The 26568-nt window shown below is 71.7% G+C and carries 25 protein-coding genes, 1 tRNA gene and 1 pseudogene; 7 read left to right on the forward strand and 20 right to left on the reverse strand.

The genetic code is table 11. From position 1 onward, the window contains the following. Nucleotides 1-106: 106 nt before the first annotated feature. The 7 genes from fbaA to C593_RS0103495 form a co-directional block, all read right to left on the reverse strand. Entirely contained in the window at nt 107-1129 is a 1023-nt protein-coding gene (gene fbaA / locus C593_RS0103465; RefSeq protein ID WP_018845920.1) for a class II fructose-bisphosphate aldolase, read from the reverse strand. A gap of 210 nt (nt 1130-1339) precedes the next feature. Beyond that, a complete protein-coding gene (gene pyrE, locus C593_RS0103470) occupies nt 1340-1879 on the reverse strand; it encodes an orotate phosphoribosyltransferase (RefSeq protein ID WP_018845921.1) in 540 nt (179 codons plus the stop codon). Nucleotides 1880-1937: 58 nt separating this feature from the next. Continuing rightward, nucleotides 1938-2744 (reverse strand): aldose epimerase family protein, encoded by an 807-nt coding sequence (locus C593_RS0103475; RefSeq protein WP_018845922.1) that lies wholly within the window; start codon nt 2742-2744, stop codon nt 1938-1940. A 174-nt stretch (nt 2745-2918) separates the two neighbouring features. Beyond that, nucleotides 2919-4013 carry an SRPBCC domain-containing protein gene (locus C593_RS0103480; RefSeq protein WP_018845923.1) on the reverse strand — a complete coding sequence of 365 codons (1095 nt, stop codon included), beginning with the start codon at nt 4011-4013 and terminating at the stop codon, nt 2919-2921. Between the two features lie 176 nt (nt 4014-4189). Then, entirely contained in the window at nt 4190-5773 is a 1584-nt protein-coding gene (locus C593_RS0103485) for a polyamine aminopropyltransferase (protein WP_018845924.1), read from the reverse strand. A gap of 49 nt (nt 5774-5822) precedes the next feature. Continuing rightward, nucleotides 5823-6377, reverse strand: a complete 555-nt coding sequence (locus tag C593_RS0103490; RefSeq protein ID WP_018845925.1) for a DUF2617 family protein — start codon at nt 6375-6377, stop codon at nt 5823-5825. A 377-nt stretch (nt 6378-6754) separates the two neighbouring features. After that, entirely contained in the window at nt 6755-6979 is a 225-nt protein-coding gene (locus C593_RS0103495) for a hypothetical protein (protein WP_018845926.1), read from the reverse strand. Between the two features lie 171 nt (nt 6980-7150). Between C593_RS0103495 and C593_RS0103500 the strand changes: the two genes are divergently transcribed. Continuing rightward, nucleotides 7151-8341, forward strand: coding sequence for a pyridoxal phosphate-dependent aminotransferase (locus tag C593_RS0103500; protein WP_199789987.1), 1191 nt, complete (start codon nt 7151-7153; stop codon nt 8339-8341). Between the two features lie 73 nt (nt 8342-8414). Here the strand turns inward: C593_RS0103500 and C593_RS0103505 are convergent, their stop codons facing one another. Together C593_RS0103505 and clpB are read right to left on the reverse strand one after the other, a co-directional pair. Continuing rightward, nucleotides 8415-8948, reverse strand: a complete 534-nt coding sequence (locus tag C593_RS0103505; protein WP_018845928.1) for a type III secretion system chaperone family protein — start codon at nt 8946-8948, stop codon at nt 8415-8417. Between the two features lie 110 nt (nt 8949-9058). Further along, a complete protein-coding gene (clpB, locus tag C593_RS0103510; RefSeq protein ID WP_018845929.1) occupies nt 9059-11650 on the reverse strand; it encodes an ATP-dependent chaperone ClpB in 2592 nt (863 codons plus the stop codon). Between the two features lie 161 nt (nt 11651-11811). On the opposite strand from clpB, the gene C593_RS0103515 reads away from it, so the two are divergent. Further along, nucleotides 11812-12216: a TIGR03618 family F420-dependent PPOX class oxidoreductase gene (locus C593_RS0103515; RefSeq protein ID WP_018845930.1), complete on the forward strand. Its 405-nt coding sequence runs from the start codon at nt 11812-11814 to the stop codon at nt 12214-12216. A gap of 136 nt (nt 12217-12352) precedes the next feature. On the opposite strand, the gene C593_RS0103520 is transcribed toward C593_RS0103515, so the two are convergent. Further along, entirely contained in the window at nt 12353-12670 is a 318-nt protein-coding gene (locus C593_RS0103520; protein WP_018845931.1) for a hypothetical protein, read from the reverse strand. Next, nucleotides 12667-12888 (reverse strand): hypothetical protein, encoded by a 222-nt coding sequence (locus C593_RS28750; RefSeq protein WP_158686795.1) that lies wholly within the window; start codon nt 12886-12888, stop codon nt 12667-12669. The genes C593_RS0103520 and C593_RS28750 overlap by 4 nt, the downstream gene beginning before the upstream one ends. Nucleotides 12889-12980: 92 nt before the next feature. On the opposite strand from C593_RS28750, the gene C593_RS0103530 reads away from it, so the two are divergent. After that, nucleotides 12981-14000, forward strand: coding sequence for a helix-turn-helix domain-containing protein (locus C593_RS0103530; RefSeq protein ID WP_199789988.1), 1020 nt, complete (start codon nt 12981-12983; stop codon nt 13998-14000). A gap of 157 nt (nt 14001-14157) precedes the next feature. Here the strand turns inward: C593_RS0103530 and C593_RS0103535 are convergent, their stop codons facing one another. The 4 genes from C593_RS0103535 to dnaK are packed head-to-tail and all read right to left on the reverse strand — an operon-like array spanning nt 14158 to nt 18333. Beyond that, on the reverse strand, nt 14158-14607 hold the full coding sequence (locus C593_RS0103535; protein WP_018845934.1) for a heat shock protein transcriptional repressor HspR: 450 nt from the start codon (nt 14605-14607) through the stop codon (nt 14158-14160). Between the two features lies 1 nt (nt 14608). Further along, a complete protein-coding gene (dnaJ, locus tag C593_RS0103540) occupies nt 14609-15793 on the reverse strand; it encodes a molecular chaperone DnaJ (RefSeq protein WP_018845935.1) in 1185 nt (394 codons plus the stop codon). Between the two features lie 30 nt (nt 15794-15823). Continuing rightward, a complete protein-coding gene (grpE, locus tag C593_RS0103545) occupies nt 15824-16483 on the reverse strand; it encodes a nucleotide exchange factor GrpE (RefSeq protein ID WP_018845936.1) in 660 nt (219 codons plus the stop codon). Beyond that, a complete protein-coding gene (gene dnaK, locus C593_RS0103550) occupies nt 16480-18333 on the reverse strand; it encodes a molecular chaperone DnaK (RefSeq protein WP_018845937.1) in 1854 nt (617 codons plus the stop codon). The genes grpE and dnaK overlap by 4 nt, the downstream gene beginning before the upstream one ends. Before the next feature lie 228 nt (nt 18334-18561). On the opposite strand from dnaK, the gene C593_RS28755 reads away from it, so the two are divergent. From C593_RS28755 to C593_RS0103565, 3 genes are all read left to right on the forward strand, one after another. Continuing rightward, a complete protein-coding gene (locus tag C593_RS28755; RefSeq protein WP_018845938.1) occupies nt 18562-19107 on the forward strand; it encodes a sugar transferase in 546 nt (181 codons plus the stop codon). Between the two features lie 126 nt (nt 19108-19233). Further along, on the forward strand, nt 19234-21528 hold the full coding sequence (locus C593_RS0103560; RefSeq protein ID WP_018845939.1) for a (Fe-S)-binding protein: 2295 nt from the start codon (nt 19234-19236) through the stop codon (nt 21526-21528). A 299-nt stretch (nt 21529-21827) separates the two neighbouring features. Further along, nucleotides 21828-22784, forward strand: coding sequence for a Yip1 family protein (locus tag C593_RS0103565; protein WP_018845940.1), 957 nt, complete (start codon nt 21828-21830; stop codon nt 22782-22784). A gap of 122 nt (nt 22785-22906) precedes the next feature. On the opposite strand, the gene C593_RS0103570 is transcribed toward C593_RS0103565, so the two are convergent. The 4 genes from C593_RS0103570 to C593_RS33565 form a co-directional block, all read right to left on the reverse strand. Next, nucleotides 22907-24325, reverse strand: a complete 1419-nt coding sequence (locus C593_RS0103570) for a VWA domain-containing protein (RefSeq protein ID WP_018845941.1) — start codon at nt 24323-24325, stop codon at nt 22907-22909. A gap of 140 nt (nt 24326-24465) precedes the next feature. Then, nucleotides 24466-24963 (reverse strand): phosphoribosyltransferase, encoded by a 498-nt coding sequence (locus C593_RS0103575; protein WP_018845942.1) that lies wholly within the window; start codon nt 24961-24963, stop codon nt 24466-24468. 10 nt (nt 24964-24973) lie between these two features. After that, nucleotides 24974-25549: a dCTP deaminase gene (dcd, locus tag C593_RS0103580; protein WP_018845943.1), complete on the reverse strand. Its 576-nt coding sequence runs from the start codon at nt 25547-25549 to the stop codon at nt 24974-24976. Nucleotides 25550-25623: 74 nt separating this feature from the next. Beyond that, a complete protein-coding gene (locus C593_RS33565; RefSeq protein ID WP_018845944.1) occupies nt 25624-25812 on the reverse strand; it encodes a hypothetical protein in 189 nt (62 codons plus the stop codon). A 270-nt stretch (nt 25813-26082) separates the two neighbouring features. Here C593_RS33565 and C593_RS0103590 point away from each other — a divergent pair. Beyond that, nucleotides 26083-26156 (forward strand) — tRNA-Gly (locus C593_RS0103590). Between the two features lie 51 nt (nt 26157-26207). Here C593_RS0103590 and C593_RS28760 read toward each other — a convergent pair. Beyond that, nucleotides 26208-26546, reverse strand: a pseudogene (locus C593_RS28760) (tyrosine-type recombinase/integrase); the annotation flags it as partial. Between the last annotated feature and the right edge of the window lie 22 nt (nt 26547-26568).

Raw genomic sequence — 26568 nt, forward strand, 5'->3', positions numbered from 1 at the left:
GTCGTCGTTCCTCGGTCGTCGGTCTCACCGGATGTACCGGTGCCGGGCGCGCCACGGGCCCGGCCCCCGAGAGGAGAGGGAGCCGGGCCCGCGGTACGACAGCCGGTTACTTCATCCTGGTGCCGGCGGAGCGCAGCGCGGCGCACGCCTCGCCGACGCGCTTCGCCATGCCCGCCTCGGCCAGCTTGCCCCAGGTGCGCGGGTCGTAGGTCTTCTTCGAGCCGACCTCGCCGTCCACCTTGAGCACACCGTCGTAGTTCTTGAACATGTGGTCCGCGACGGGGCGGGTGAACGCGTACTGGGTGTCCGTGTCGAGGTTCATCTTGACGACGCCGTTCTCCAGCGCGGTGGTGATCTCCTCGGCGGTGGAACCGGAGCCGCCGTGGAAGACGAAGTCGAACGGCGATGCCTTGCCGTACTTCTCGCCCACACCCTGCTGGAGGTCCTTGAGCAGCTCGGGACGGAGCACGACGTTGCCCGGCTTGTAGACGCCGTGCACGTTGCCGAAGGAGGCGGCCAGCAGGTAGCGGCCCTTCTCGCCCAGGCCGAGGGCCTCGGCGGTGCGCAGGGCGTCCTCGACGGTGGTGTACAGCTCGTCGTTGATCTCGTGGGTGACGCCGTCCTCCTCGCCACCGGTCGGGGTGATCTCGACCTCAAGGATGATCTTCGCGGCGGCGGCCTGGGCCAGCAGCTCCTGGCCGATGGCCAGGTTGTCGGCAAGGGTCTCGGCCGAGCCGTCCCACATGTGCGACTGGAAGAGCGGGTTGCGGCCGGCCTTCACGCGCTCGGCGGAGATGTCGAGCAGCGGCCGCACATAGCCGTCCAGCTTGTCCTTCGGGCAGTGGTCGGTGTGCAGGGCGACCGTGATGTCGTACTTGGCGGCGACGATGTGCGCGAACTCGGCCAGGGCGACGGCGCCGGTGACCATGTCCTTGTTGTACTGGCCACCCAGGAACTCGGCACCGCCGGTGGAGATCTGGATGATGCCGTCGCTCTCGGCCTCGGCGAAGCCACGCAGGGCGGCGTGCAGGGTCTGCGACGAAGTCACGTTGATGGCCGGGTAGGCGAACTTGCCTGCCTTCGCCCGGTCGAGCATCTCGTTGTAGACCTCGGGAGTCGCGATGGGCATGTGTCCGCTCCTTGTGATGTGCGGGTGTGGTGGTGCTGGCCCTGACCTGTGGGCGACGTCATCGTCGGGGCCATCTTTCCAGACTCCCCCTCCGGCACCACAGCGGCCGGGCGCCCGGATACACCAGGGGCGGACCGTTTCACGTGAAACAGCCCGCCCTTTACCGTCTGACCAGTTCGGAGGTGATTCGGCCGGATCCGGCCGGTCCGTTCAGCCGAGTCCGAGCTCGTCCAGGGAGTAGGCGTTGACATAGGGGAGGCCCGCCTCGGCGATCTTCGGAGCGGCACCGCGCTCGACGATCACGGCGACCGCGACGACCTCGCCTCCGGCCTCGCGGACCGCCTCGACGGCCGTCAGCGGGGAGCCGCCGGTGGTGGAGACGTCCTCGACCACCAGGCAGCGGCGGCCCTTCACGTCGGTGCCCTCGATGCGCCGCTGCATGCCGTGCGCCTTGCCCGCCTTGCGGACCACATAGGCGTCCAGCCGCTGCCCCCGGGCGGCGGAGGCGTGCAGCATCGAGGTCGCGACCGGGTCGGCGCCCAGGGTGAGGCCGCCGACGCAGTCGTAGTCCAGGTGCGCGGTGGCGTCCAGCATGACCTGGCCGACCATCGGCGCGGCCTCGCCGTCGAGCGTGATCCGGCGCAGATCGATGTACCAGTCGGCCTCGATGCCCGAGGAGAGGGTCACCTTGCCGTGCACCACGGCCTTGTCCTTGATCTGCTGGAGCAGCTCAGCGCGAACGTCAGTCATGCCCACGAGCTTATGCGCTGCCCGGCCGGGGGCCGTCCCCGCGCCGGGCAGGGGCCGGTCAGGAGCCGTCCAGCCGCCGCCAGGTCCAGGTCATGGAGGTCTCCAGGGGCTCGATCAGGGTGACCAGCTCGGGGTCCGTGTTCAGGCCGTCCGGCGGACCGGTCTGCGGCTCCACGCAGACCGCCTCCCGCTGCTCGTCGTAGACCACCACCCAGCGGGCGGGGCTGGTGACCGTCAGCTCCAGGCGTTCCGGCCAGGTCAGGGTGGCGCGGACACCGTCCGGCATACCGAAGCAGTCGTCCCAGGGGCCGGGCAGGACCTCGATCCGCTTCCCGGTCGGCAGATGGTCCTCGCCGCGCTCCTCCTGCCACTCGGGCGCGAAGTCCAGCCGGGCGTCCTCCCCGTCACCGAGGTTCCGCAGGAACCACGGGTGCCAGCCGGCCTGGGCCGGGAAGGAGTTCTCGGCCGTCTCCACGCCGAGGGCGACGGTGAGCGAGTCCGGGGTGAGGGCGAAGGTCTGGGTGACCTTGCCCGGGTAGGGCCAGGGCTCGGCGAGGTCACAGGTGAACGCGGCCTCGTCCGCCGTGGCCCGCGCGGTGCGCCAGGCGGTGTCCCGGACGGTACCGTGGATGGCGTGCGGCGCCGCGTTGAGCGGGAGTTGATGGGTGTCGGCGCCGTTGCGGAAGCGCCCGTCCCGAAGGCGTCCGCACCAGGGGGCCATGGGGAAGGTGCCGTAGTGCTCGCCCTGGCGCAGCAGTTCGGTGCCGTCGATACGCAGGCTCCCGATGCGGCAGCCGTTCTCCGGATGCACGGTCAACTCGACGTCCCCGGCGGCGAGCCGGATGCTCTGTTCGCTGCTCTTCACACGAGGACACTATCCGCGCGGAGGCCGTCCGCCGGGCCGGTCCGCGCCGACGGCACCGAAGGGCTCGGGTCCGTGCGGGGGCGGTTCCGTACGGGTGGGGCGGTTCCGTCGGGGCGGGGCGTTCCGGGGGCGGGTACGTCCGCGGGGCGGGTCCGTCCGCGGGGCGGTCCGCGCTCAGACCCCGCCGCCCCGGCGGCGCAGGACGCGGTGCAGGACGACGGCGGAGACGAGGGCGAGCGCGGCGGCGGGCGCGGCCCAGCGGAGCGCGGCACCGGTGCCGGACGCGGCGGGCGGGGGCGTGGGGGCGTACCGTCCGCGCGGCGGGGCGTGGTCCACCTCCTCCGCGCTCCGCCCGATCATCGTGCGGCGGGCGTGGGCGGCCTCGGCGGCCGGGTCGGCGGGGGCGAGCGGGCTGCCGTCCAGGTTCTGGAGGTCGTCGAAGCCGTCCAGGTCGACGACATCGTCCACGTCGTCCCCCGGTTCGTCGTCGTCCGACCCGTCGTCGAAGGCGTCCTCGGTGTCCGGGCCCAGGGACGGCGGCGGCACGGGCACCTCGAAGACGGAGCCCCGGCCGGGGTCCTCGGCACGGTCGTCCGCCGCGGTGGAGCCGGTCCCGGGTGCGTCCTCCGCCGCGAGGGCGTCCCCGGCGGCGGTCGCCTCGGCCGGGCCGGGACGGGCGTCCGCGTCGTCCGCCGTCCCGCCCCCGCCCGCGTGCGCGTCCGGCGCGGGCTCGCTCGCCGCGTCGCCGCAGGGCTCCGGGGCCACGGCCTCCGCGCCGGAGCTTCCCGGCCCCTGGCGACCCTCCGTCCCCGGGCCGCCCGACGAGGCGTCCGAGGGCTCGTCGAAGGCCACGGACGCCAGCGATTCGGCGAACCGGTCGAGCAGCCGGTGCGCGGCGGCGGTCCGCGCGGCCGGCGCGAGGTCGGCGAGGCGGCCCTCGGCCCGGGTGGAGCCGGTGAACGTCAGGGTGGTGCCGCCGTCCGTCGGCTCGGGACGGACCGTCAGCGTGACCTTCACCGAGCCGCCGCCGCGGGCCTCGGTCCCCTCGCCCTCGACGACGAAGGCGCGGCCCTGCTCCACGACATGGAGCGCCCCGCGGTAGGTGATGGTGTGGTTGCCGACGCGGAGCTTGAGTCTCCCGGAGAGCGGCCGGGCCGCGTCGTCCGCGTCCTGCTGGAGCCCCGGTACGCACCGGGCGACCCGGGCGGGGTCCCTCAGGGCCTGTCGGAAGGTCTCTGCCGGCACCGGAACGAACGCCTCATGCTCCATGGCAACCGAGCCTACTCAGCCGCACCCGCCGCGTCTGCCTTTCACACGGCACGCGCACGCCCGTGCCCCGCACGGCGGCCGGGTACGCGCACGCCCGTGCCCTCCAGGGCGGCCGGGTACGCGCACGCCCGCACCCTCCCGCCGGCCCGCCCCGGCCTCCGCCGGCGGCGGCCCGATCAGCTCTGGTGGGCGTACCGGGGACGGACCAGGGTGGAGGGCGGCAGCCCGGTCAGCCGGGTGTTCTCCGCCGCCCGCCCGTACCCGGCCAGGCGCTGCGGGAGGGCGGTCCTCAGCCGGGGTGCGCCCGGGTCCAGGGCGAGGGCCGGCGGACGCCCCACCCCGGCGAGCAGGAACCCGTGGTCACCGCCCGGCGCCCCCCGCCCCGGGTCACCGGACCCGGACGCCGGAGCCCGGTACGGCGCGGTGGCGAGCCCGGCCGCCACCAGGGTCGCGTCGACGGTCCAGTACACGCCCGGCCGGGAACCCGCCTTCCCTGCGTGCACCACCAGGCGGCCGCCGGGCGCGAGGGCGCGGCGGGCCAGCCCGTAGAACTCCTGCGAATAGAGCTTGGGGTCCGCGGCGGCCCCGGGTCCGGGCAGGTCCGAGACGATCACGTCGTAGGCGCCGTGGCGGGTCCCGCGCAGCCAGTCGAACGCGTCCGCGGTGACGGCGCGCAGCCGGGGGTCGTCGTAGGCGCGGCGGTTCAGCGCGGCCAGGGGCCCGTCGGTGCGGGCGAGCCGGATCAGGCCCGCGTCCCGTTCCACCAGGGTCAGCGACTCCACGTCCCCGTAGCCCAGCACCTCCCGGGCGGCGAGGCCGTCGCCGCCGCCGAGAATCAGCACCCGGGCGTGCGGGCCGTTCATCGCGGGGTGGACCAGGGCCTCGTGGTAGCCGCGCTCGCTCCCGCCGCGGACGGTGAGCCGCCCGTCGAGGAAGAGGTCGGGCGGCCGGTCGGGGGGCCCGGTCAGCACGACCTCCTGGACGCCGGTCCGGACCGCCACCCGCACCTGGTCGCCGTAGATGGCCCGGCGGGCGGCCTCCTCGAAGTCCCCGACGAGCGCGGCCGCGAGAGCGAGCAGGGCGAGGACCACACCGTTGAGGACGAGGAGGCGGCAGCGCCACCGGCGGCTCATCTCCCGGCGGAAGAGCCACAGCACGAGGACCGCCCCGGCGACCGCGTTGACCGCGCCGGTCACCAGCGCCCCGGTCAGCTCGCCGAGCCAGGGCAGCAGCAGGAAGGGGAAGGCCAGGCCGCCGACGAGCGCGCCCACGTAGTCCGCGGCGAAGAGATCGGCGACGGTGCCCTCGGCGTCCCGCCGGGCACACCGCTGGATCAGGGACATCAGCAGGGGTATCTCGGCGCCGATCAGCACCCCGATGGCGAGCGAGAACAGCACCAGCACCAGCCGGGAGCCGCCCGTCCACGCGAAGGCGGCGTAGAGGACCATCGCCGAACTGCCGCCGACCAGGGCGAGCACGGCCTCCAGGACGCCGAAGCCGACGGCGGCACGGCAGCGCAGCCGCTTCGCGAGCAGCGAGCCGACGCCCATCGCGAAGACCATCACGGAGAGGACGACGGACGCCTGGGTGACCGAGTCCCCGATCAAGTACGAGGCGAGGGCGACGAGTTCCAGTTCGTAGACCAGGCCGCAGGCGGCACACACGAAGACCACGGCCAGCACCAGGATCCGCCCGGCTTCGGGGCTGACGGGCAGCAGCACCCCGTCCGTGCGCGGGGTGGACTGGTGCTGGTCGATCACCCTTGTAACGCTACGTCACAGGCGTTGCACATATTGTCACCCACACGAGTTAACTCACCGGCGTCACGGGGTGTTCGCGGTCCGTTCGTGCCGCCGTCCGGTGGACGGCCCCGACCCGGGTGCGGGTCACCACGAGCCGGCCCTCCTGGGGGTAGGCGTGCCAGGTGCGCCACTGCACCTGGTGGCCGGTCCGCTGGGCGAAGAGCGCGGTGAAGGCGTGCGGGTCGCCGGGGAAGGTGCCCGCGAGACCGCGCGGGTGGTCCGCGACCAGGGCCAGCAGCTCCTGGGCGCGCCCGGCGAAGGCCTCCCGGCTCAGGGTCTCCACGCGCGCGGCGAACTCGTAGTCCCAGTCGCCGATCCGCTCGGCCACCCCGAGGGGCAGCGGCGTACTGCTGCCGGGTAGGCAGGCGACGGTCTCCGAGCAGGAGATCCGGCCGTCTTCCAGCAGCACCTGGTGGGAAGCGCCGAGCAGTCTCAACTGGACCGTCGCCCCGGCCATTTCGAGGTCGAGGACGGCCAGCGCGGGCAGCGGCTCCCGGCCGAGCGCCCAGGCGAGGTCGTCGGCACGGGTGTCGGTGTAGGCGGTGTCGATGGTCGTGAGCATGGGTGGGCTCCGCAGGACGCGCTTCGGCGGGTGGACACGGGACCCGGCGCTCCGGCGGGGAAGCGCACGATGGGGAGGGGCGGACCCCTGCCGGTGCCGCCACGGTTCCCGGCGGTTCGGAGGGGCTGGCTGGAACCGCTCGGTCCCTGTCACGAGGGAATCATGAACGGATTGCCGACCACAGAGGTTTTTCCCAACGTGCGGTGGTTTCCATCCCCTCGGGGGCCCAACGGTTCAACTGTTCAATGAAAAAAGGGGGCAGTGGGCTTCACGCCACAGGAGAGGGGCTGCCCGGGGCACATGCGGCCGTCAACAGGAAGGAACCCGGCGGTCTTTCACCGCCGGGTTCCTCCCGCGGCGCGGGCCGCTGCCCCGTGTCAGCTCCCGCCGCCGCATCCTCCGCCCCCGCCGCACGACGACCCGCCGCCGCACGAGGAGCCCCCGCCGCAGCCGCCGCCGGAGCCGCTGTCGCCGCCCCCGGCCCACCAGCTGCCCGAGCCGCCGCCCGCGCGCCGGCCGCCCCTCCGCCGGCCCCGGGTCACCTTCCTGGCGACGACGACGCCGGCCCCCAGCAGGCCGATGGCGATCACGATTCCGATCATCGGTTCACCGTCCTTCCCCGTTCCCCCGAAGCGAGTCCCCCGCGACGCTGCGCGACCGCTTCCTGCCTCCGCGTGATTCCGCTTATGCCGTTCTCACGCGCGTGAAGAGGGAATCCCCGTCCCGCGGGCGGGCCAAAGCAGACTTGAGCAAGTCCAGAGGTTCAGCGCAGGATGGCGCCCATGACAGGACGCGAGACAGGCCCCCGGCCGCTGCTCAACCGCAGGCTGGCAGGGTTCGGGACGACGATCTTCGCCGAGATGTCGGCGCTGGCCGCCCGCACCGGCGCGATCAACCTCGGCCAGGGCTTCCCCGACACGGACGGCCCCGAGGAGGTCCGGGAGGCGGCCGTACGGGCGCTGCGCGACGGCCGGGGCAACCAGTACCCGCCCGGCCCCGGCGTCCCGGAGCTGCGCACCGCGATCGCCGGGCACCAGCGCCGGCACTACGGACTGGACGTCGACCCCGACACGGAGGTCCTGGTCACCGCCGGCGCCACCGAGGCGATCGCCGCCGCGATGCTCGCCCTGCTCGAACCGGGCGACGAGGTGATCGCCCTGGAGCCCTACTACGACTCCTACGCGGCCTGTATCTCCCTGGCCGGTGCCGTCCGCGTCCCGGTGACCCTGCGGGCCCCGGACTTCCGGCCGGACCTGGACGCCCTGCGGGACGCCGTCACCCCGCGCACCCGGCTGATCCTCCTCAACTCCCCGCACAACCCGACGGGCACCGTGCTGACCCGCGAGGAGCTGACCGCGATCGCGGAACTGGCCGTCGAACGCGATCTGCTGGTGGTCACGGACGAGGTCTACGAGCACCTGGTCTTCGACGGCGAGCACATCCCGCTGATCTGTCTGCCGGGGATGCGGGACCGCACGGTGTCGATCTCCTCGGCGGGCAAGACCTTCTCCTTCACCGGCTGGAAGGTGGGCTGGGTGACCGCCGCCCCGGCCCTGGTCGCCGCCGTGCGCGCGGCGAAGCAGTACCTGACCTTCGTCTCGGCGGGCCCCTTCCAGTACGCGATCGCCGAGGCCCTGCGGCTGCCGGACACCTATGTCACGGGCGTCCGCGAGGAGCTGCGGGCCGGGCGGGACCTGCTCGCGGACGGGCTGGCCGAGGCCGGCTTCCGGGTGTACCGGCCGCAGGGCACGTACTTCGTCACCGCCGACATCGCCCCGCTCGGCGAGAAGGACGGCACCGCCTTCTGCCTCTCCCTGCCGGAGCGCTGCGGGGTGGTCGCGGTGCCGAACGCGGTCTTCTACGACGACCCCGAGGCCGGACGCACCCTGGTCCGCTTCGCGTTCTGCAAGCGGCGCCCGGTGCTCCAGGAGGCGGTGGACCGGCTGCGCGGCCTGCGCGCCTGACCCACCCGGGACGCCCGAGGGGCCGGCCGGGAGCATCCGCTCCCGGCCGGCCCCTCGGGCGTGTGCGAGAGGCTCAGCCCTCGTCGGCCGGCTTCTCGTCCTCGCCGGTGGCGAGACCGAAGCGCTCGACCAGCCACTTGTCGAACTCGATCGACGCGCGCACCCAGCTCACCGTGGACGACACGAAGTGCTCCAGGCTCACGCCCGTGCCGATCAGCATCTGCGCCTCGCCGATGAGGCGGAGCGTCGGAGCCGTGTCCTCCTCCTCGTGGAGGTGGGTGTAGACCTTCGGCCACAGGGTGCGGCGGTTCCAGTCGTCGATGACGTCGAGGATCTCGGCGCGCTTCTCGACCGGGTGCGGGCGGTCGTAGAAGGTCCGCACCGAGAAGATCTGCTGCTCGTTCTCGCCACGGAACATGAAGTACGTGCGGAAGTCCTCCCACGGCGCCGCGAGGTCGCCCTCGTCGTCGACGACGTACTTGAGCTCCATCTGGTCGAGCAGCTGCTTGACCAGGTCCTGGTCGGGGACGACGGGGCCCGCCGGTCCTTCCGCCTGAGGCTGGGGCTGGCCCCCGAAGTTCGGAATCGAGGACGGATCGATGGTCACCGTGTATTTCCCTTCGTACGGATGCCGCCATCCTCTCCCATGTCCGCCCGCCCCTGGCAAGCCCCGCCGCGCCCTGTCAGCCACGGGCTGACAGGATCGGCCCCGGCCGGTCAGTCCCGGGCCGCCGGGCCCACGATCAGGCCGTCCTCGAAGCGGTCGACCCGGACCGTGTCGCCGTCCCGGACCTCGCCCGCGAGGATCTCCTTGGCGAGCCGGTCGCCGATCGCCGTCTGGACCAGCCGCCGCAGGGGCCGGGCGCCGTACGCCGGGTCGTTGCCCTCGTCCGCCAGCCACTCCAGCGCCGCCGGGGTGACGTCCAGGACGAGGCGGCGCTCGGCGAGCCGCTTCGCGAGCCGGTCGATCTGGAGGCCCGCGATGTGCGCCAGCTCGTCCCGCGAGAGGGCCGAGAAGACCACCAGGTCGTCCAGCCGGTTGAGGAACTCGGGCTTGAAGGAGGCCCGTACGGTCTCCAGGACCCGCCGCTTCTTCTCCTCCTCGCCGGTGGCCGGGTCCACCAGGTACTGGCTGCCCAGGTTGGAGGTGAGGATCAGGATGGTGTTCCGGAAGTCCACCGTGCGGCCCTGGCCGTCGGTGAGCCGGCCGTCGTCCAGCACCTGGAGGAGGACGTCGAAGACCTCGGGGTGCGCCTTCTCCACCTCGTCCAGCAGCACCACGCTGTACGGGCGGCGCCGGACGGCCTCGGTGAGCTGGCCGCCCTCCTCGTATCCGACGTATCCGGGCGGGGCGCCGACCAGGCGGGCGACGCTGTGCTTCTCGCCGTACTCGCTCATGTCGATGCGGACCATGGCCCGTTCGTCGTCGAAGAGGAAGTCCGCGAGGGCCTTCGCCAGTTCGGTCTTGCCCACACCCGTCGGGCCGAGGAAGAGGAAGGAGCCGGTGGGCCGGTCCGGGTCGGCGATGCCCGCCCGGGTGCGGCGGACCGCGTCGGAGACCGCCTGCACGGCCTCGGCCTGTCCGATCAGCCGGCGGCCCAGCTCCTGCTCCATGCGGAGCAGCTTCTGCGTCTCGCCCTCCAGCAGCCGCCCGGCCGGGATGCCCGTCCAGGAGCCGACCACGTCCGCGATGTCGTCCGGGCCGACCTCCTCCTTGACCATGGTGTCCCTCGACGCCTCCTCCTCGGCCTCGGAGGCGGCCTCCAGGTCGCGCTCCAGGGTCGGGATCTCGCCGTAGAGCAGCTTGGACGCGGTGTCGAAGTCGCCGTCGCGCTGGGCGCGTTCGGCCTGGCCGCGCAGGTCGTCCAGGCGCTCCTTCAGCTCACCGACGCGGTTGAGGCCCTGCTTCTCCTTCTCCCAGCGGGCGGTCAGCCCGCGCAGTTCCTCCTCCTTGTCGGCGAGGTCGCGGCGCAGCTTCTCCAGCCGCTGCCGGGAGGCCGGGTCCGACTCGTTCTTCAGCGCCAGCTCCTCCATCCGCAGCCGGTCGACGGCGCGCTGGAGCTCGTCGATCTCGACGGGCGAGGAGTCGATCTCCATGCGCAGCCGGGAGGCGGCCTCGTCGACCAGGTCGATGGCCTTGTCGGGGAGGAAACGGGAGGTGATGTACCGGTCGGAGAGGGTGGCGGCGGCGACCAGGGCGCTGTCGTTGATCTGCACCTTGTGGTGCGCCTCGTAGCGGCCCTTCAGGCCGCGCAGGATGGCGATGGTGTCCTCGACGCTGGGCTCGGCGACCAGCACCTGCTGGAAGCGCCGCTCCAGGGCCGGGTCCTTCTCGATGCGCTCGCGGTACTCGTCGAGGGTCGTCGCGCCGACCATGCGCAGCTCGCCGCGGGCCAGCATGGGCTTGAGCATGTTGCCGGCGTCCATGGCGGAGTCGCCCCCGGCGCCCGCGCCGACGACGGTGTGCAGCTCGTCGATGAAGGTGATGATCTGCCCGTCGCTCTCCTTGATCTCGGAGAGGACGGTCTTCAGCCGCTCCTCGAACTCACCGCGGTACTTGGCGCCGGCCACCATCGCGCCCAGGTCCAGCGAGACCAGGCGCTTGTCGCGCAGCGACTCGGGGACGTCGCCCTTGACGATGCGCTGGGCGAGGCCCTCGACGACGGCGGTCTTGCCGACGCCGGGCTCGCCGATGAGCACCGGGTTGTTCTTGGTGCGCCGCGAGAGCACCTGCACCACGCGGCGGATCTCCTGGTCCCGGCCGATGACCGGGTCGAGCTTGCCCTCGCGTGCGGCGGCGGTGAAGTCCGTGCCGAACTTCTCCAGCGCCTTGTACTGGCCCTCCGGGTCGGGTGTGGTCACCCGGCGCCCTCCTCTGGTCTTCGCGAACGCGTCGAGCAGCTTCCGCGCGCTCGCCCCCTGGTCCTGGAGCACCTGTCCGCCGGCCCCGCCCGTGGCGGCGATGCCGATGAGGAGGTGCTCGGTGGAGACGTAGTCGTCACCGAGCTCCTTGGCCCGCCGGCCGGCGTCGGCGATGACGGCGAGCAGTTCGCGGTTGGGCCCGGGCGGCGCGACCGTGGAGCCGGTGACGCTGGGCAGCGCGGCGAGCACCCGCTCCGCGCCGGAGCGCACGGCGGCCTGGTCGGCCTCGACGGCGGCCAGCAGGTCGGTGATGTTCTCGTTGTCCCGGCCGGTCAGCAGAGCCAGCAGCAGGTGGGCCGGGGTCAGGTCGGCGTGCCCGTCCTGCACGGCACGGCTGCTCGCGGCGTTGATCGCGTCCCTGCTCTTGTTGGTCAGCTCGGCGTCCACGTTCGGTGTCTCCTCCTCGCCCGGCGGGGTGCTTCGGCCCTCGGTACGGACCGATACGGACCTGTCATGGGTACTGACTCAACCAGCGTACACAAAGTTGAGTCCATTCCGCTCAAGGTACCGGATGCGCCGTTCCCGGGTCCCGGGGATAGGTTCCGCCCATGGCCATCGATCCGCGCAACCCCGACGCGCCCTACCTCGCCTTCTGGCGCGAGCGGCACGTCTGCACCCTCACCACCCCGCGCCCGGACGGCACCCCTCATGTGGTTCCGGTGGGGGTGACGTACGACCCGGAGGGCGGTGTGGCCCGGGTCATCGCGAGCGGGCACAGCCGGAAGGTCGCCAACGTGGCGGCGGCGGGATCGGAGGGCGCCCGGGTCGCGGTCTGCCAGACGGCGGGACGGCGCTGGGCGACGCTGGAGGGTGTGGCGCGGGTCCTCACCGACGCGGCGTCCGTGGCCGACGCGGAGGCGCGCTACGAGGTGCGGTACGGCCATCCGCCGCGGCCCAACCCGGACCGGGTGGTCATCGAGATCGCCCTCACCCGCGCGATGGGCCGCGCCTGACGGCGGCCGGCCCGGGCCGGCCGCGAGCGCGCCGGGAGTGTCCGGGCAGCACAACGGCGCCATCGTGTTTCAGGTCCACGATGGCGCCGCTGTGTGGGGGAAGCACCTGAGCGATCTGTAACGACGGGGGAACCGCTCAGGCACTGCGGGGGGTGGCGGTGGCGTCCGACTCGACGAGCTGGTGGTCACGCGCGTCGAGATTGACGAAGATCATGCCGTACCTGATGGCACAGCGGACGGGCTGCGGTGCGCCTCGCGGCCGACGGAGGCACCGGTACGCGCGGACGTCCTCGTCCTCCTCGCGAGCGACGACGATCGGCTCGCCGAACAGGGTGACCATCAACGAGTCGCCACGGTGGGGAATAGCCGTGACGAGATCGATGAAATGCCACCCGGACCGGTAGGCCGTGGCCATCTCGCGCCGGAAGACCCGGTCGTCCGGGGGGATGGTCATGCGTCCGCACCCCGGCCGGTGGGCGCGCTCTCCCACGAGAAGTCGTTCCCGACGGCGACGGTCACCTTCGCCGGCCCGGACTCCCAGCTCGGGTCACCCGGAACGGCGAGCACCTGCGCCGGCTCGGACTCCCAGCTCGGGTCTCCCAGGGCGGCGAATGCACTGAAACCCGCCACAGCAAGACCGAGCGCGCAGAATATACGAACCATCCTGTTCATGGAGGATCTCCACCCCATTCTGTTCAATACCCTCCCCCCGCGTCTAAGACGATGTCTCACGCCGAATACTTCCACCAGCGAGCACAGGCATCATGTTCCTGTATTGCAGGACCCTGAGGGGGTGTCAAATGGTTTCTAATCATGATGGTTTCGGACATAACCACAGTGCCGGCGAACTCTGCGAAGCGGGCAAAAAGCTCTACGCGGCGGCACTGCGATCCGGCCAACTGTCCCGCTCAGAGGTGAAAGAAGCGCCCTGCCTGCTTGACCTCGCGCTGCTCCGCCCGGATCCCGACGACGCGCAGTGGCTCCGGCCCGTCCCGCCCGCCCTCGCCCTCAACCAGCTCATGCACCCCATCGAGCGCGAGATCCAGGAGCGCCGGCAGCTCGCCCTCACCGTCGCCGACACCTTCGAGCCCTTCCTGAGCCTCACCGCCCAGGACCTCTCCGCCCAGCACGCGATCACCGTGCTGGAGGGTCTGAGCCTGATCAACACCACTCTGGACCGCGTGACAGGAGAGTGCAACGAGGAACTCCTGACCGTCCAGCCGGGCAGCGGACGCCGTCCCGACACCCTGGAGACCGCGCTGCGCCGCACGGAACCACTGCTGCGCAACGGCGTGAAGATGCGCACCCTCTACCAGCACACCGCGCGCCACCACCCGTCGAGCCTGGCCTACGTCGAACGCGTCAGCGCCCAGGGCGTCGAGGTCCGGACGCTGGAAGAGATCATCGACCGGCTGATCATCATCGACCGCAAGGTCGCCTTCGTCCCGGCCCGCAGCGACCGACAGGTCGCCCTGGAGCTCCGCCACGAAGGGCTGGTGCGCTATCTGGTGGGCGTCTTCGAGCAGTTGTGGCTGCACGCCACCCCCTGGGAGGAGCAGCTCTCCTACGCGCCCGAGCTGGACGGCATCACCGGCGTCCAGCGCTCCATCGCGAAACTCCTCGTGGAGGGCCATGTCGACGACTCCATCGCCCGCCGCCTCGGGATGAACGTGCGCACCTGCCGGGCCCACATCGCCAAGCTGAACGCGGCCCTCGGCAGCGGCAGCCGGGCCCAACTCGGCTACCTGATCGCCCAGTCGGGCATCCTGGAGGAAGCACCCTGAGCCCCGGGAGCACGACGGACACCGACACCGCCGCTGCCACCGCCGGGCCCTGCCCCGACGGTGGACCGGGCGGCGGGGCCGGGCGCACGCACGGCGGCGGGCCGGGAGCTGTCCGCTCCCGGCCCGCCGCCGTAGGTGTGCGCGGGAATCCGTCCGGCTACTCCGGCCGCTTGGGCCGCCAGACCACCAGCGCGCTCGTCTGCTGCACGTCCTGGTACGGGACCAGGTCCCGCCGGTAGGACGCGTGCACCTGCGCCTCGCGCTGCCGCATCGCCGCCGCAGCGCCCTCCACGGCCGCCGACAGCTCGGCGACCCGGGACTGGAGCGCCGCGACCTGGTTCTCCAGTTCGATGATGCGCTTGATACCGGCCAGGTTGATGCCCTCGTCCTGCGACAACTGCTGCACGGTGCGCAGCAGTTCGATGTCACGGGCCGAGTACCGCCGGCCCCGGCCCGCGGTGCGGTCCGGGGAGACGAGACCGAGGCGGTCGTACTGCCGCAGGGTCTGCGGGTGCAGACCCGAAAGCTGCGCGGCCACCGAGATCACGTACACCGGCGACTCGTCGGTCAGTTCGTAGGGGTTGCGGCTGCGCCCCGGACGGTCCATGTCACGCTCCCTTCGCTGCCTGGAACAGCTCGGCCCGCGGGTCCTCGTCCGCGGTGGCCTCCCGGTAGGACTCCAGCGCCTCGCGGGCCTTGTCGCCGAGGTCCTTGGGCACGGCGACCTCCACTGTGACCAGCAGATCGCCGCGGGTGCCGTCCTTGCGCACGGCGCCCTTGCCCCGGGCGCGCATGGTGCGCCCACCCGGGGTGCCGGCCGGCAGTTTCAGGGTGACCGGCGGCCCGCCCAGCGTGGGCACCTTCACCTCGCCGCCGAGTGCCGCCTCCGCGAAGGTGACGGGCACGGTGACGGTGAGGTTGTCGCCCTTGCGGCCGAACACGGGGTGGGCGTCGACATGGACGACCACGTACAGGTCGCCCGCCGGTCCGCCCCGCTCGCCGGGCGCGCCCTTGCCGCGCAGCCGGATGCGCTGCCCGTCAAAGACGCCCGCCGGGATGCGCACCTGCATGGTGCGCGAACTCCGGGCCCGGCCGCTGCCCTTGCACACCTCGCACGGGGTCTCGGCGATCAGGCCGCGGCCCTTGCAGTCCACGCACGGGTCGGTCAGCGAGAACGAGCCGCTGCCGCCCCGCGAGACCTGCCCGGTGCCGACGCAGGTCGGGCACACCCGGGGGGTGCCGTTCTTGTCGCCGGTGCCCGAACACGCCTTGCAGGGCGCCTGGCTGGACATCCGCAGCGGGACCGTGGCCCCGTCGACCGCCTCGGTGAAGCTGAGCGTCACCTCGGACTCGACGTCCTGGCCGCGGCGCGGCTGTGTGCGCGCACCCGGGCCGCCGCCGCGGTTGAAGAGGCCGCCGAACACGTCCCCCAGTCCGCCGCCGAAACCGCCCGCGCCGCCGGGCTGCGCTCCGCCCTGGGCGCCCCCGAAGAGGTCGCCCAGGTCGAAGTTGAAGCTGCCGCCCCCGGCCCCGGGACCGGCCCGGAAGCCCCCGTTGCCGAACAGGGCGCGCGCCTCGTCGTACTCCTTGCGGCGCTTGGGGTCGCCGAGGACGTCGTTCGCCTCGGAGATCTCCTTGAAGCGGGCCTCCGCCTTGGCGTCGCCCGTGTTGGCGTCCGGGTGGTTCTCGCGGGCGAGTTTCCGGTACGCCTTCTTGATCTCGGCCTCGGTGGCGTCCTTGGGGACGCCGAGAACCTTGTAGTAGTCCTTCTCGACGAAGTCCTTCGTGCTCATCGACGTCCCTCCTCCCGGACGTTTCGCGCGTCAGCCCTCCTCGGGGCCACCGCTCTCCTCGTCGGCCTGCTTCTCTTCCTTGGCCGCGGCCGGGGTGGCCCCGGGCTGCGGTTCCGCCACGGCGACCCGCGCGGGGCGGATCGTGCGCTCGCCGATGCGGTACCCCGGCTGGAGCACCGCGACGCATGTGGTCTCGGTGACATCCGGCGCGTACGAGTGCATCAGCGCCTCGTGCACGGTCGGGTCGAAGGGCTCGCCCTCCTTGCCGAACTGCTGGAGGCCCATCTTGGCCGCCGCGGTCTCCAGGGACTCGGCGACGGACTTGAATCCGCCGACCAGCTCCCCGTGGTCCCGTGCGCGGCCGATGTCGTCGAGCACGGGCAGGAGTTCGGTCAGGAGGGTCGCCGTGGCGATCTCCTTCACCGTCACCCGGTCGCGCTCCACGCGGCGGCGGTAGTTCTGGTACTCGGCCTGGAGCCGCTGGAGGTCCGCGGTGCGCTCGCCGAGCGCGGTACGGACCTGGTCCAGCTGGGCCGTCAGACCCGCGGTCTGCGCTGCGTCCCCTGCCGGGGCCGCCTGGCCCTCCTCCTCGGAGGACTCGGCGGTCTCGGCGGCGTCGTCAGGTGTGGCGCCGGAGGGGACGTCGGGGTTCTCGTCGTCCGGGTCGAACCCCTTGGTCTCCTCACTCACGCGGCACCGCCCTTGCTGTCCTTCTCGTCGTCCACGATCTCGGCGTCGACGACGTCGTCGTCGGCCTTGCCCTGCTCGGCGCCCGGGGCGCCGGCTCCGGCCGCGCCGCCCTCGGGGGCGGCGTTCGCGTAGAGCGCCTGGCCGAGCTTCTGGGAGACGGCCGCGACCTTCTCGGTGGCGGTGCGGATCTCGGCGGTGTCCTCGCCCTTGAGCTTCTCCTTCAGCTCGCCGAGCGCGGTCTCCACCTCCGTCTTCACATCGCCGGGGACCTTCTCCTCGTTGTCCTTGAGGAACTTCTCCGTCTGGTAGACGAGCTGCTCGCCCTGGTTGCGGGTCTCGGCGGCCTCGCGGCGGCGGTGGTCCTCGTCCGCGTACTGCTCGGCCTCCTGGCGCATCCGGTCGACCTCGTCCTTCGGCAGCGAGGAGCCGCCGGTGACGGTCATCTTCTGCTCCTTGCCCGTCCCCAGGTCCTTCGCGGTGACGTGCATGATGCCGTTGGCGTCGATGTCGAAGGAGACCTCGATCTGCGGGACCCCGCGCGGGGCGGGCGGCAGACCGGTCAGCTCGAACATCCCGAGCTTCTTGTTGTACGCCGCGATCTCGCGCTCGCCCTGGTAGACCTGGATCTGCACGGACGGCTGGTTGTCCTCGGCCGTGGTGAAGATCTCGGACCGCTTGGTCGGGATCGTGGTGTTGCGCTCGATGAGCTTGGTCATGATGCCGCCCTTGGTCTCGATGCCGAGGGACAGCGGGGTCACGTCGAGGAGCAGGACGTCCTTGACCTCACCCTTGAGGACACCGGCCTGGAGCGAGGCGCCGATGGCGACGACCTCGTCCGGGTTCACACCCTTGTTGGCCTCCTTGCCGCCGGTCAGCTCCTTGACGAGCTCGGCGACGGCGGGCATACGGGTGGAGCCGCCGACCAGGACCACGTGGTCGATCTCGGACAGCTGGATGCCGGCGTCCTTGATGACGTTGTGGAAGGGGTGCTTGCAGCGCTCCAGGAGGTCGGCGGTGAGCTGCTGGAACTGCGCGCGGGTGAGCTTCTCGTCGAGGTGCAGGGGGCCCTCGGCGGAGGCCGTGATGTACGGCAGGTTGATGGTCGTCTCGGTGGAGGACGACAGCTCGATCTTCGCCTTCTCGGCGGCCTCGCGCAGACGCTGGAGCGCCATCTTGTCCTTGGCGAGGTCGACGCCGTGGCCGTTCTGGAACTGCTTGACCAGGTACTCGACGACGCGCTGGTCCCAGTCGTCACCGCCGAGGTGGTTGTCGCCGTTGGTGGCCTTCACCTCGACGACGCCGTCGCCGATCTCCAGCAGCGAGACGTCGAAGGTGCCGCCACCGAGGTCGAAGACGAGGATCGTCTGGTCGTCCTTGTCCAGGCCGTAGGCGAGGGCGGCGGCGGTGGGCTCGTTGACGATGCGCAGGACGTTCAGGCCCGCGATCTCGCCGGCCTCCTTGGTGGCCTGACGCTCGGAGTCGTTGAAGTACGCCGGGACGGTGATGACCGCGTCGGTGACCTTCTCGCCCAGGTACGACTCGGCGTCGCGCTTGAGCTTCTGCAGGATGAAGGCGCTCATCTGCTGCGGGTTGAAGGTCTTGCCGTCGAGGTCGATCTTCCAGTCCGTGCCCATGTGGCGCTTCACGGAGCGGATCGTCCGATCGACGTTGGTGACGGCCTGGCGCTTGGCCACCTCGCCGACCAGCACCTCGCCGTTCTTCGCGAAGGCGACGACGGACGGCGTGGTCCTGGCGCCCTCGGCGTTGGTGATGACGGTGGGCTCGCCGCCTTCCAGAACGCTGACGACGGAGTTAGTCGTGCCCAGGTCGATGCCGACCGCACGTGCCATTTCGATTCCTCCAGGTGACTTGAGTGGATCTGGCTCAAGGATGCACGACGGAGGCAGCGGAGTCAAAGGACCTGAGTCAAGGGCACTCAACTTTTATCCGGCCCTTACAGGCACCCCGAACCCCAGGCGTGGCGCGACCCCGCCCACCCGTACCCGTCTGCCAGAGTCATACACGGCAGTCATACACGGCAAAACCGGTACGAATCACGCACGACCAAGGGCGGGTGCATGTCCCCGAAGCGAGCCTTCGACCTCGGCGGAGCGGCCCTGCTGCTCCTGGCCCTGTCCCCGGTGACGCTGGCGGCCGCGGCCGCCGTGGCGCTGACCGGCCGGGGACCGGTACTGCGCCGCACCGAGCGCCTGGGCCGGGGCGGGCGGACGTTCACCATGTTCACGTTCCGCATCACCCGCGGCGGCGCCCTCACCCCGGCCGGGCGGCTGCTGCGCCGCCACTACCTGGACCTGCTGCCCCAGCTCCTCAATGTGCTGCGCGGGGACATGGCCCTGGTGGGACCGCGCCCGCTGCCCGGCCCGCCGGGGCGCTCCACAGTCGGCCGCGCCCGCCTCGCGGTGCGCCCCGGGATGACCGGACCCTGGCAGATCGCCGGGCGGTCCGACCTCCCCTGGGAGGAAATGGGCGTCCTCGACCTGCATTATGTGGAGCAGCACTGGCTGGGACTCGACCTCGCGATCCTGGCCCGCACGGTGCCGGCCGCCGTCCGCGGACGACGCCCGGCGACGGCGGTACGGACCGTGCCGGTGAGGGTTGCCTGAGCGACACAGATCACCGGCGACCCAACTACAGTGCGGCGGAACAACTGGGTAGTCTCAGCAGGGACTGAATAAGTTACCGCTTAGTAGTGCCGGATTGCCCACCCTCGCAGGCCCGAGGAGCCTCCCATGCAACTCGCCGCGATCATCGTGTCGCTGACCCTGACCGTCGTCGGCGTTGCGCTCATCTCCCGAGCGGTCGCGCAGATCTACCGGTTCGTCCGGCTCGGCCAGCCGGTCCCCGCCGGCAGCCGCACCGACAACCCCAAGGCCCGCACGATCACGCTGGTCAAGGAGTTCCTGGGCCACACCCGGATGAACCGCTGGGGGATCGTCGGCTTCGCGCACTGGTTCGTCGCGATCGGCTTCCTCACCCTGCCGCCCACCCTGGCGCAGGCGTACGGGCAGCTCTTCCAGGCCGACTGGGTGCTGCCGGTCATCGGCGGCTTCCTGCCGTTCGAGATGTACATCGAGTTCATCGGCCTGATGACCGTCGTCGGCATCCTGGTGCTGATGGCGATCCGGCTGCTGAACCTGCCCTCCCGGGCCGGCCGCAAGTCCCGCTTCGCCGGCTCCAAGGCCTGGCAGGCGTACTTCGTCGAGTACGTCATCCTCACCATCGGCCTCGCGATCCTCGTGCTGCGCGGTCTGGAGGGGGCGATCCACCACGTCGAGTCCTACGATGCGGCGTACTTCGTGTCGTACCCGCTGGTCCTGGCGTTCAAGGGCCTGTCGCTGCCCACGCTCCAGACGCTGATCTACTTCACCGCGATGGTCAAGATCGGCACCTCGCTGATCTGGATGATCACCGTCTCGCTGAACACCAACATGGGTGTGGCCTGGCACCGCTTCCTCGGCTTCCCCAACATCTGGTTCAAGCGGAACGCGGACGGCGCCTCGGCACTCGGCGCCCTCCAGCCGATGACCTCGGGCGGCAAGGAGATCGACTTCGAGGACCCGGGCGAGGACGACGTCTACGGCGTCTCCCAGGTCGAGCAGTTCTCCTGGAAGGGCATCCTCGACTTCTCCACCTGCACCGAGTGCGGCCGCTGCCAGTCGCAGTGCCCCGCCTGGAACACCGGCAAGCCCCTCTCCCCCAAGCTCCTGATCATGTCGCTGCGCGACCACGCGCACGCCAAGGCCCCCTACCTGCTGGCCGGCGGCGGCAAGACCATGGAGGGCGAGGAGAAGGCGTCCGAGGAGCAGCTCGCCGGGGTGCCTGCCGCGGCCCTCGCCGAGGCGGAGCGCCCGCTGGTCGGCACCGCCGAGGCCGTGTCGGTCAACGGCTCCGCCCTGGGCGGCGTCATCGACCCGGACGTCCTGTGGTCCTGCACCACCTGCGGCGCCTGCGTCGAGCAGTGCCCGGTCGACATCGAGCACATCGACCACATCGTCGACATGCGCCGCTACCAGGTCATGATCGAGTCCTCGTTCCCGTCCGAGGCGGGCACGATGCTCAAGAACCTGGAGAAGAAGGGCAACCCCTGGGGGCTCGCCAAGAAGCAGCGCGTCGAGTGGACCAAGGAGGTCGACTTCGAGGTCCCGATCGTCGGCAAGGACGTCGAGGACCTGTCCGAGGTCGACTACCTCTACTGGGTCGGCTGCGCCGGCGCCCTGGAGGACCGGGCGAAGAAGACCACCAAGGCCTTCGCGGAGCTGCTGCACATCGCGGGCGTCAAGTTCGCGATCATGGGCGGCGAGGAGAAGTGCACCGGCGACTCCCCGCGCCGCCTGGGCAACGAGCCGCTGTTCCAGCAGCTCGGCCAGGAGAACGTCGCGATGCTGAACATGGCCTTCGGCGAGGACGACGACGACCCGGAGACGAAGAAGCCGAAGTCGGCCAAGAAGATCGTCGCGACCTGCCCGCACTGCTTCAACACCATCGCCAACGAGTACCCGCAGCTCGGCGGCGAGTTCGAGGTCATCCACCACACCCAGCTGCTCCAGCACCTGATCGACGAGGGCCGGCTGATCCCGATCACGCCCGTCGAGGGCCTGATCACCTATCACGACCCCTGCTACCTGGGCCGGCACAACAAGGTCTACACGCCCCCGCGCGAGATCATGGACAAGGTCCCCGGCCTGCGCCAGCAGGAGATGCACCGCCACAAGGAGCGCGGCTTCTGCTGCGGCGCCGGCGGCGCCCGGATGTGGATGGAGGAGCGGATCGGCAAGCGCATCAACACCGAGCGCGTCGACGAGGCCCTCTCCCTCAACCCGGACATCGTCTCCACCGCCTGCCCGTTCTGCCTGGTCATGCTCACCGACTCGGTCAACGGCAAGAAGAACGACGGCCAGGCGAAGGAGTCCCTCCAGGTCGTGGACGTCGCGCAGCTCCTGCTCGACTCGGTGAAGACCCCGCCCGCCGGCCCGGAACCCGCGGACGAGACCGAGGGCGCGCCGGAACCGGAGCCGGTGAAGTAGCCGTCCACACCGGGGAAGCTCCCTGACGGAGTGAGCGCCGCCGGGAGGGATCCCGCGGCGCGACGCGGAGCGGCCGGACCTGTCTCGGGGGCAGGACCGGCCGCTCACGCGTGTTCCGGGACGGTCCTGCGCGGGCAACGGGCGGGGTCGGGCCGGCGGGCGGGACCGGCCGGTGGGCGCGGGGCCCTTGGGGGAACACCCCCCGGGGGCCCTTAGGGGATGTCACAGGTAGGCCGCAATGGCCCCCTCCTCCCGGCCCCCGGCCGCCGGACGGTCGCGGAGCGGGTACGTTCGATGACGTGGCTGGATTCAGGATCGGACGCGGCCGGGACAACCGCACCCCGCAACAACCGCAGGCCCAGGCGCCCCAGGCGCCCGGCCCCTACCAGGGCGCGCCGCCGTACGGGCAGCAGCAGCCGCCGCCGTGGCCCAGCGCCGCCGGCGGGCCGCAGCCGTACGGCCGGCCCCAGGGCCGGCCGGGCGGACACGGTGGTCAGGGCGGTCAGGGCGGGCACCAGGGACAGGGCGGGCCCGGGGGCTACGACGAACCGGAGTACTTCGGTGACCCGTACCACCAGGGCCACCAGGGCGGCGCCCCGCACGACCCGTACGCCGCCAACAACCCCGGCCACACCCAGGCGTTCAGCGTCCACGACGGCGACATGTACGGCGCCGGCTCCACGTACACCGCCGGGGGCGCCCCGGCCCCGGTCGGGCCGCGCCTGCACTGGAAGCAGCTGCTGACCGGCATCGTGCTCCGCCCCGGCCCCACCTTCCTGCAGATGCGGGACCACCAGGTGTGGGGCCCGGCGATCGTCGTGACCTTCCTCTACGGCCTGCTGGCCCTCTTCGGCTTCGACGAGCCCCGCAAGGACGCGATCAACGCGACCCTCTCCGTCGCGGTGCCGATGGTGCTCAGCGTGGGCGTCGCCTTCGTCGTCTGCGGACTGATCCTCGGCGCGGTGACGCACACCCTGGCACGCCAGCTCGGCGGCACGGGCTCCTGGCAGCCCACCGTCGGTCTCTCCATGCTGATCATGTCCCTCACGGACGCGCCCCGGCTGCTGTTCGCCCTCTTCCTCGGCGGCGACAACGCCCTGGTGCAGGTCCTGGGCTGGCTGACCTGGCTGGCGGCGGGGGCGTTGTTCACCTCCATGGTGAGCAAGTCGCACGATCTGCCGTGGCCCAAGGCGCTGGGCGCGTCGGCGATCCAGCTGATCGCGCTGCTGTCGATCATCAAGCTCGGCACGATCTGAGGCCGGTCGGCCGGTTCGCCCGTCCGCCCGTCGGCCCGTCGGGCGGTCGGGCGGTCGGGCGGTCGGACGAACGGCGGCGGGCCCGTGGAGCTGTGTGCTCCGCGGGCCCGCCGCTTCACGTCTCAGGGGCGGAGGATGCCCGCCCGGCGGGCCGCCGTCAGCCAGGACGGGAACTCGGACAGCAGCCGGTCGTACAGCTCCTGATCGGAGACCGTGGCGATGTCGTCGACGGCGAAGAAGCCCACGTTGTCGACGCGTCGGCTCGCCATGGTGTCGAAGCGCTCCAGCACCCCGTAGTTCGACCGCCCGAGGCCCACGAACTGCCAGAACACCGGCTCCTCGACGGCCTCCCGGAGCTCCCGCTCGATCTCGGCGTTGCGGTAGACCCCGCCGTCGGAGAAGAACAGCACCAGGGTCGGGTCGGCGGCCGGGGCGTCCCGGACGAACGCGCGGACCTCGGAGATCACCTTCTGCTCCTCGTTCTGGATGCCGACCAGGCGCATGTCGACCTGCCCCGGCTGCATCCCCTTCCGCGGCTTCTTCGGCCGCCCGAAGAGGCTCATCTCGCCGCAGCGCACATGCAGCCCCAGCCACTCGGGCAGCTCCCCGAGCCGCAGGTCGGGCAGCCGGGCGGGGTTGGAGGCGAAGGTCCACGCCTGCATCTCGCCGTCGTCGTCGAGCTGCGCGGCCACGGCGGCCATCCGCTCGACGACATCGGTGACGACGCCCTTGAGGTAGAGGCCGGCCATCGACCCGGACGCGTCGAGCACCAGGACCACCCGCGCGCGGGCCCCGGCGGCACCGTGCTTGGTGAGGCTGACGGCGACCTGCTCCTTGCGGAGGGAGAGGCGCTTGCGCATGTCGACGGGGAGGAGCTCCTCGCCCTTGGTGAGGCGGGCGGGGCGTGGTGCCGGGGCGGGCGTGCGGGGGGCGGGCGTGGGCGGGGCGGCCGGGGCCGGTCCAGGTGCCTGCGTCGACGCCTGCGTCCGGTCCTGCCGCGTCGGCCCCGGCTGCCCCGCCGGCTCCTCGTCCACCGAGATGCCGAAGTCCGTCGCCAGACCGGCCAGCCCGGTCGCGTACCCCTGCCCCACGGCCCGGAACTTCCACTGCCCGTTGCGCCGGTACAGCTCCCCGGTGACGAACGCCGTCTCCGTCGTCGCCGTCGTCTCGAAGCGGGCGAGCGGGACGCGGGTCCCGGCGTCCAGGAGGGTCAGCGTGAGGTCCCGGACCTGGCCGAAGGTCCCGCCGTCGGCGGAGGCGCACAGCACGACCCGTTCGACGTCCGCCGGCACACCGCCGAGGTCTACGGCGACGCCGTCCCGCGCGGTCCCACTGCCCTTCTCGCCGCCGAGGTGCCGGACCGCCCCGGAGGCGTGGGCGGGCTGGTTGTAGAAGACGAAGTCGGCGTCGTCACGCACCCGTCCGGCCGGGGTCAGCAGCAGTGCCGACGCGTCGACGTCGGGGGTGCCGGGCCCCGCCGTCCAGCTCAGCACGGCGTGCACGGCGGAGGCGGCCACGGGAACGTTGGCGCCCTTGCTCATCGATGTCGCTGCCACGGGGCCAGTCTGCCCGGCGGCCCGGGGCGGGGCGCAAGGCCCGGGCCGGCGCGATCCCTCCCCGCCCCGCCCTGCGCGCCCTCGCGCTCCCCCGTGCCTGCCCGCCCGCGCGCCTGCCCGCCCGCCTACGCGTCGAGGACCTGGCCGTCCCGGCGAACGACCGGCTTCTCCACGCTCCAGGGGAAGTTGATCCACTCGTCCGTGCGCTTCCACACGTACTCGCACTTCACCAGCGAGTGCGACTTCTCGTAGATCACGGCGGACCGGACCTCGGCGACATGGTCGAGGCAGAAGTCGTGCACCAGCTTGAGCGTCTTGCCGGTGTCGGCGACGTCGTCGGCGATCAGGACCTTCTTGTCGGAGAAGTCGATCGCGTTGGGGACGGGCGCCAGCATGACGGGCATCTCCAGGGTGGTGCCCACTCCCGTGTAGAACTCCACGTTCACCAGGTGGATGTTCTTGCAGTCCAGCGCGTACGCCAGACCGCCGGCCACGAAGACACCGCCGCGCGCGATCGACAGCACGACGTCGGGCTCGTAGCCGTCGTCGGCGATGGTCTGCGCCAGCTCACGGATCGCGCCGCCGAACCGCTCGTACGTCAGGTTCTCGCGTACCTCGCTCATGCGTCGGCCCTCACACCTGCGTCCGGTGGAAATTGATGTACGAGCGGGAGGCGGTCGGCCCCCGCTGGCCCTGGTAGCGCGAACCGTACCGCTCGCTGCCGTAGGGCTCCTCGGCGGGCGAGGAGAGCCGGAACAGGCAGAGCTGCCCGATCTTCATGCCCGGCCAGAGCTTGATCGGGAGCGTCGCGAGGTTCGACAGCTCCAGCGTGACGTGCCCGGAGAACCCGGGGTCGATGAACCCGGCCGTCGAATGCGTCACCAGGCCGAGCCGGCCGAGGGAGCTCTTCCCCTCCAGCCGGGAGGCGATGTCGTCCGGCAGCGAGATGACCTCGTAGGTCGACGCGAGCACGAACTCGCCGGGGTGCAGGATGAACGCCTCGTCCCCCTCGGGCTCGACGAGCCGCGTCAGGTCCGTCTGCTCGTCGGCGGGGTCGATGTGGGGGTAGCGGTGGTTCTCGAACACCCGGAAGTAGCGGTCCAGCCGCACGTCGATGCTCGAGGGCTGCACCATGGTCTCGTCGTACGGATCGATACGCACGCGCCCGGCGTCGATCTCGGCCCGGATGTCCTTGTCTGAGAGAAGCACGTCCCGAGGATACGCAGAGCGCGCGGGCCGTCCCCAACCGGACGGCTGCCCGCGCGCTCACCGCGACCCGGCCCCTATCCCTGGTCGAGCCGGTCCCGAGCCGTCGTCACCGGCACGGCGCTCCTCAGCCGCGCACACCGCGGACACCGGATGAGCCGGCCCGGCCCGAGCCGCTCGGGCCCGAGCTGCTGCATCGGAAACGAAGCGGTGGTGAACACGTGCCCCTCGGCACAGCGGACTACGGTGCGCTCCATCAAGTCCATCGGGCCCCTTCCCAACGAATGCGGACGAAGCCACACATTAGGGGATGGGTCGGACGCCACCGCACGCGGCACTCCGCACCACCGGGACCGCCCTCGGCACGCTGCCGAACGCCTCCGGAGCCACGCCGGAACCCGAGGCTACGCCCCAACTCCCCAGCCCCGCAGCGCCCTCCACCCTCCGGACACACGAACGCCCCGCGGCGTCATGCACCGAGGGGCGGGGAATGGGGTAGAGTGTGCGACGATGCGGCACCGATCAAGGTCCGCCGCGCGGGTGTAGTTTAATGGTAGAACATGAGCTTCCCAAGCTCAGAGCGCGGGTTCGATTCCCGTCACCCGCTCCACGCAGAAGGCCCAGGTCATAGACCCGGGCCTTATCTGTTGTCTGGACCTGTCTAAGCGCCTTGCACCAGATCCGCACCAGAAGGCTTCTCGCTGCCCTTCTGGCGAGCGGCCCGCACCAGCTGATCCAGCCCGCTCGCGACTTCCTGCTGCCGGTCCAGGTCGGAGTGCTGATAGATCAGCGCGGCCTTCTCCGAGGACTGCCCTGCGCGGACCATCGTGTCCTTGAGCGTGGCTCCGGACCGGGTCGCGAGGGTGTGCCCGGTGTGACGAAGATCGTAGAAGCGGAAGCCGTCCGGCATGCCGACGAGGGCGCGGGCCCGACGCCACTTCCGCCCGAAGGTGGACCGCCGGAACGACTCCGCCGTCTCCCCGACCAGCAGCAGCCCGTTCAGCGAGCAGTCGACGCGGTTC

It is taken from the genome of Streptomyces sp. CNT372 (assembly GCF_000377145.1).

Bases quoted from the DNA above. Each gene is read 5' to 3' on its own strand.
- fbaA (WP_018845920.1), bottom strand. From the start codon at position 1,129: ATGCCCATCGCGACTCCCGAGGTCTACAACGAGATGCTCGACCGGGCG.
- C593_RS0103495 (WP_018845926.1), bottom strand. From the start codon at position 6,979: ATGATCGGAATCGTGATCGCCATCGGCCTGCTGGGGGCCGGCGTCGTC.
- C593_RS0103570 (WP_018845941.1), bottom strand. From the start codon at position 24,325: ATGAGCAAGGGCGCCAACGTTCCCGTGGCCGCCTCCGCCGTGCACGCC.
- C593_RS0103500 (WP_199789987.1), top strand. From the start codon at position 7,151: ATGGCGCCCATGACAGGACGCGAGACAGGCCCCCGGCCGCTGCTCAAC.
- C593_RS28755 (WP_018845938.1), top strand. From the start codon at position 18,562: ATGTCCCCGAAGCGAGCCTTCGACCTCGGCGGAGCGGCCCTGCTGCTC.
- C593_RS0103530 (WP_199789988.1), top strand. From the start codon at position 12,981: ATGTTCCTGTATTGCAGGACCCTGAGGGGGTGTCAAATGGTTTCTAAT.
- C593_RS0103575 (WP_018845942.1), bottom strand. From the start codon at position 24,963: ATGAGCGAGGTACGCGAGAACCTGACGTACGAGCGGTTCGGCGGCGCG.
- dnaJ (WP_018845935.1), bottom strand. From the start codon at position 15,793: ATGAGCACGAAGGACTTCGTCGAGAAGGACTACTACAAGGTTCTCGGC.
- C593_RS0103560 (WP_018845939.1), top strand. From the start codon at position 19,234: ATGCAACTCGCCGCGATCATCGTGTCGCTGACCCTGACCGTCGTCGGC.
- C593_RS0103490 (WP_018845925.1), bottom strand. From the start codon at position 6,377: ATGCTCACGACCATCGACACCGCCTACACCGACACCCGTGCCGACGAC.
- C593_RS0103520 (WP_018845931.1), bottom strand. From the start codon at position 12,670: ATGACCATCCCCCCGGACGACCGGGTCTTCCGGCGCGAGATGGCCACG.
- C593_RS33565 (WP_018845944.1), bottom strand. From the start codon at position 25,812: ATGGACTTGATGGAGCGCACCGTAGTCCGCTGTGCCGAGGGGCACGTG.
- C593_RS0103480 (WP_018845923.1), bottom strand. From the start codon at position 4,013: ATGGAGCATGAGGCGTTCGTTCCGGTGCCGGCAGAGACCTTCCGACAG.
- pyrE (WP_018845921.1), bottom strand. From the start codon at position 1,879: ATGACTGACGTTCGCGCTGAGCTGCTCCAGCAGATCAAGGACAAGGCC.
- C593_RS28750 (WP_158686795.1), bottom strand. From the start codon at position 12,888: ATGAACAGGATGGTTCGTATATTCTGCGCGCTCGGTCTTGCTGTGGCG.
- C593_RS0103535 (WP_018845934.1), bottom strand. From the start codon at position 14,607: ATGGACCGTCCGGGGCGCAGCCGCAACCCCTACGAACTGACCGACGAG.
- dnaK (WP_018845937.1), bottom strand. From the start codon at position 18,333: ATGGCACGTGCGGTCGGCATCGACCTGGGCACGACTAACTCCGTCGTC.
- C593_RS0103515 (WP_018845930.1), top strand. From the start codon at position 11,812: ATGGCCATCGATCCGCGCAACCCCGACGCGCCCTACCTCGCCTTCTGG.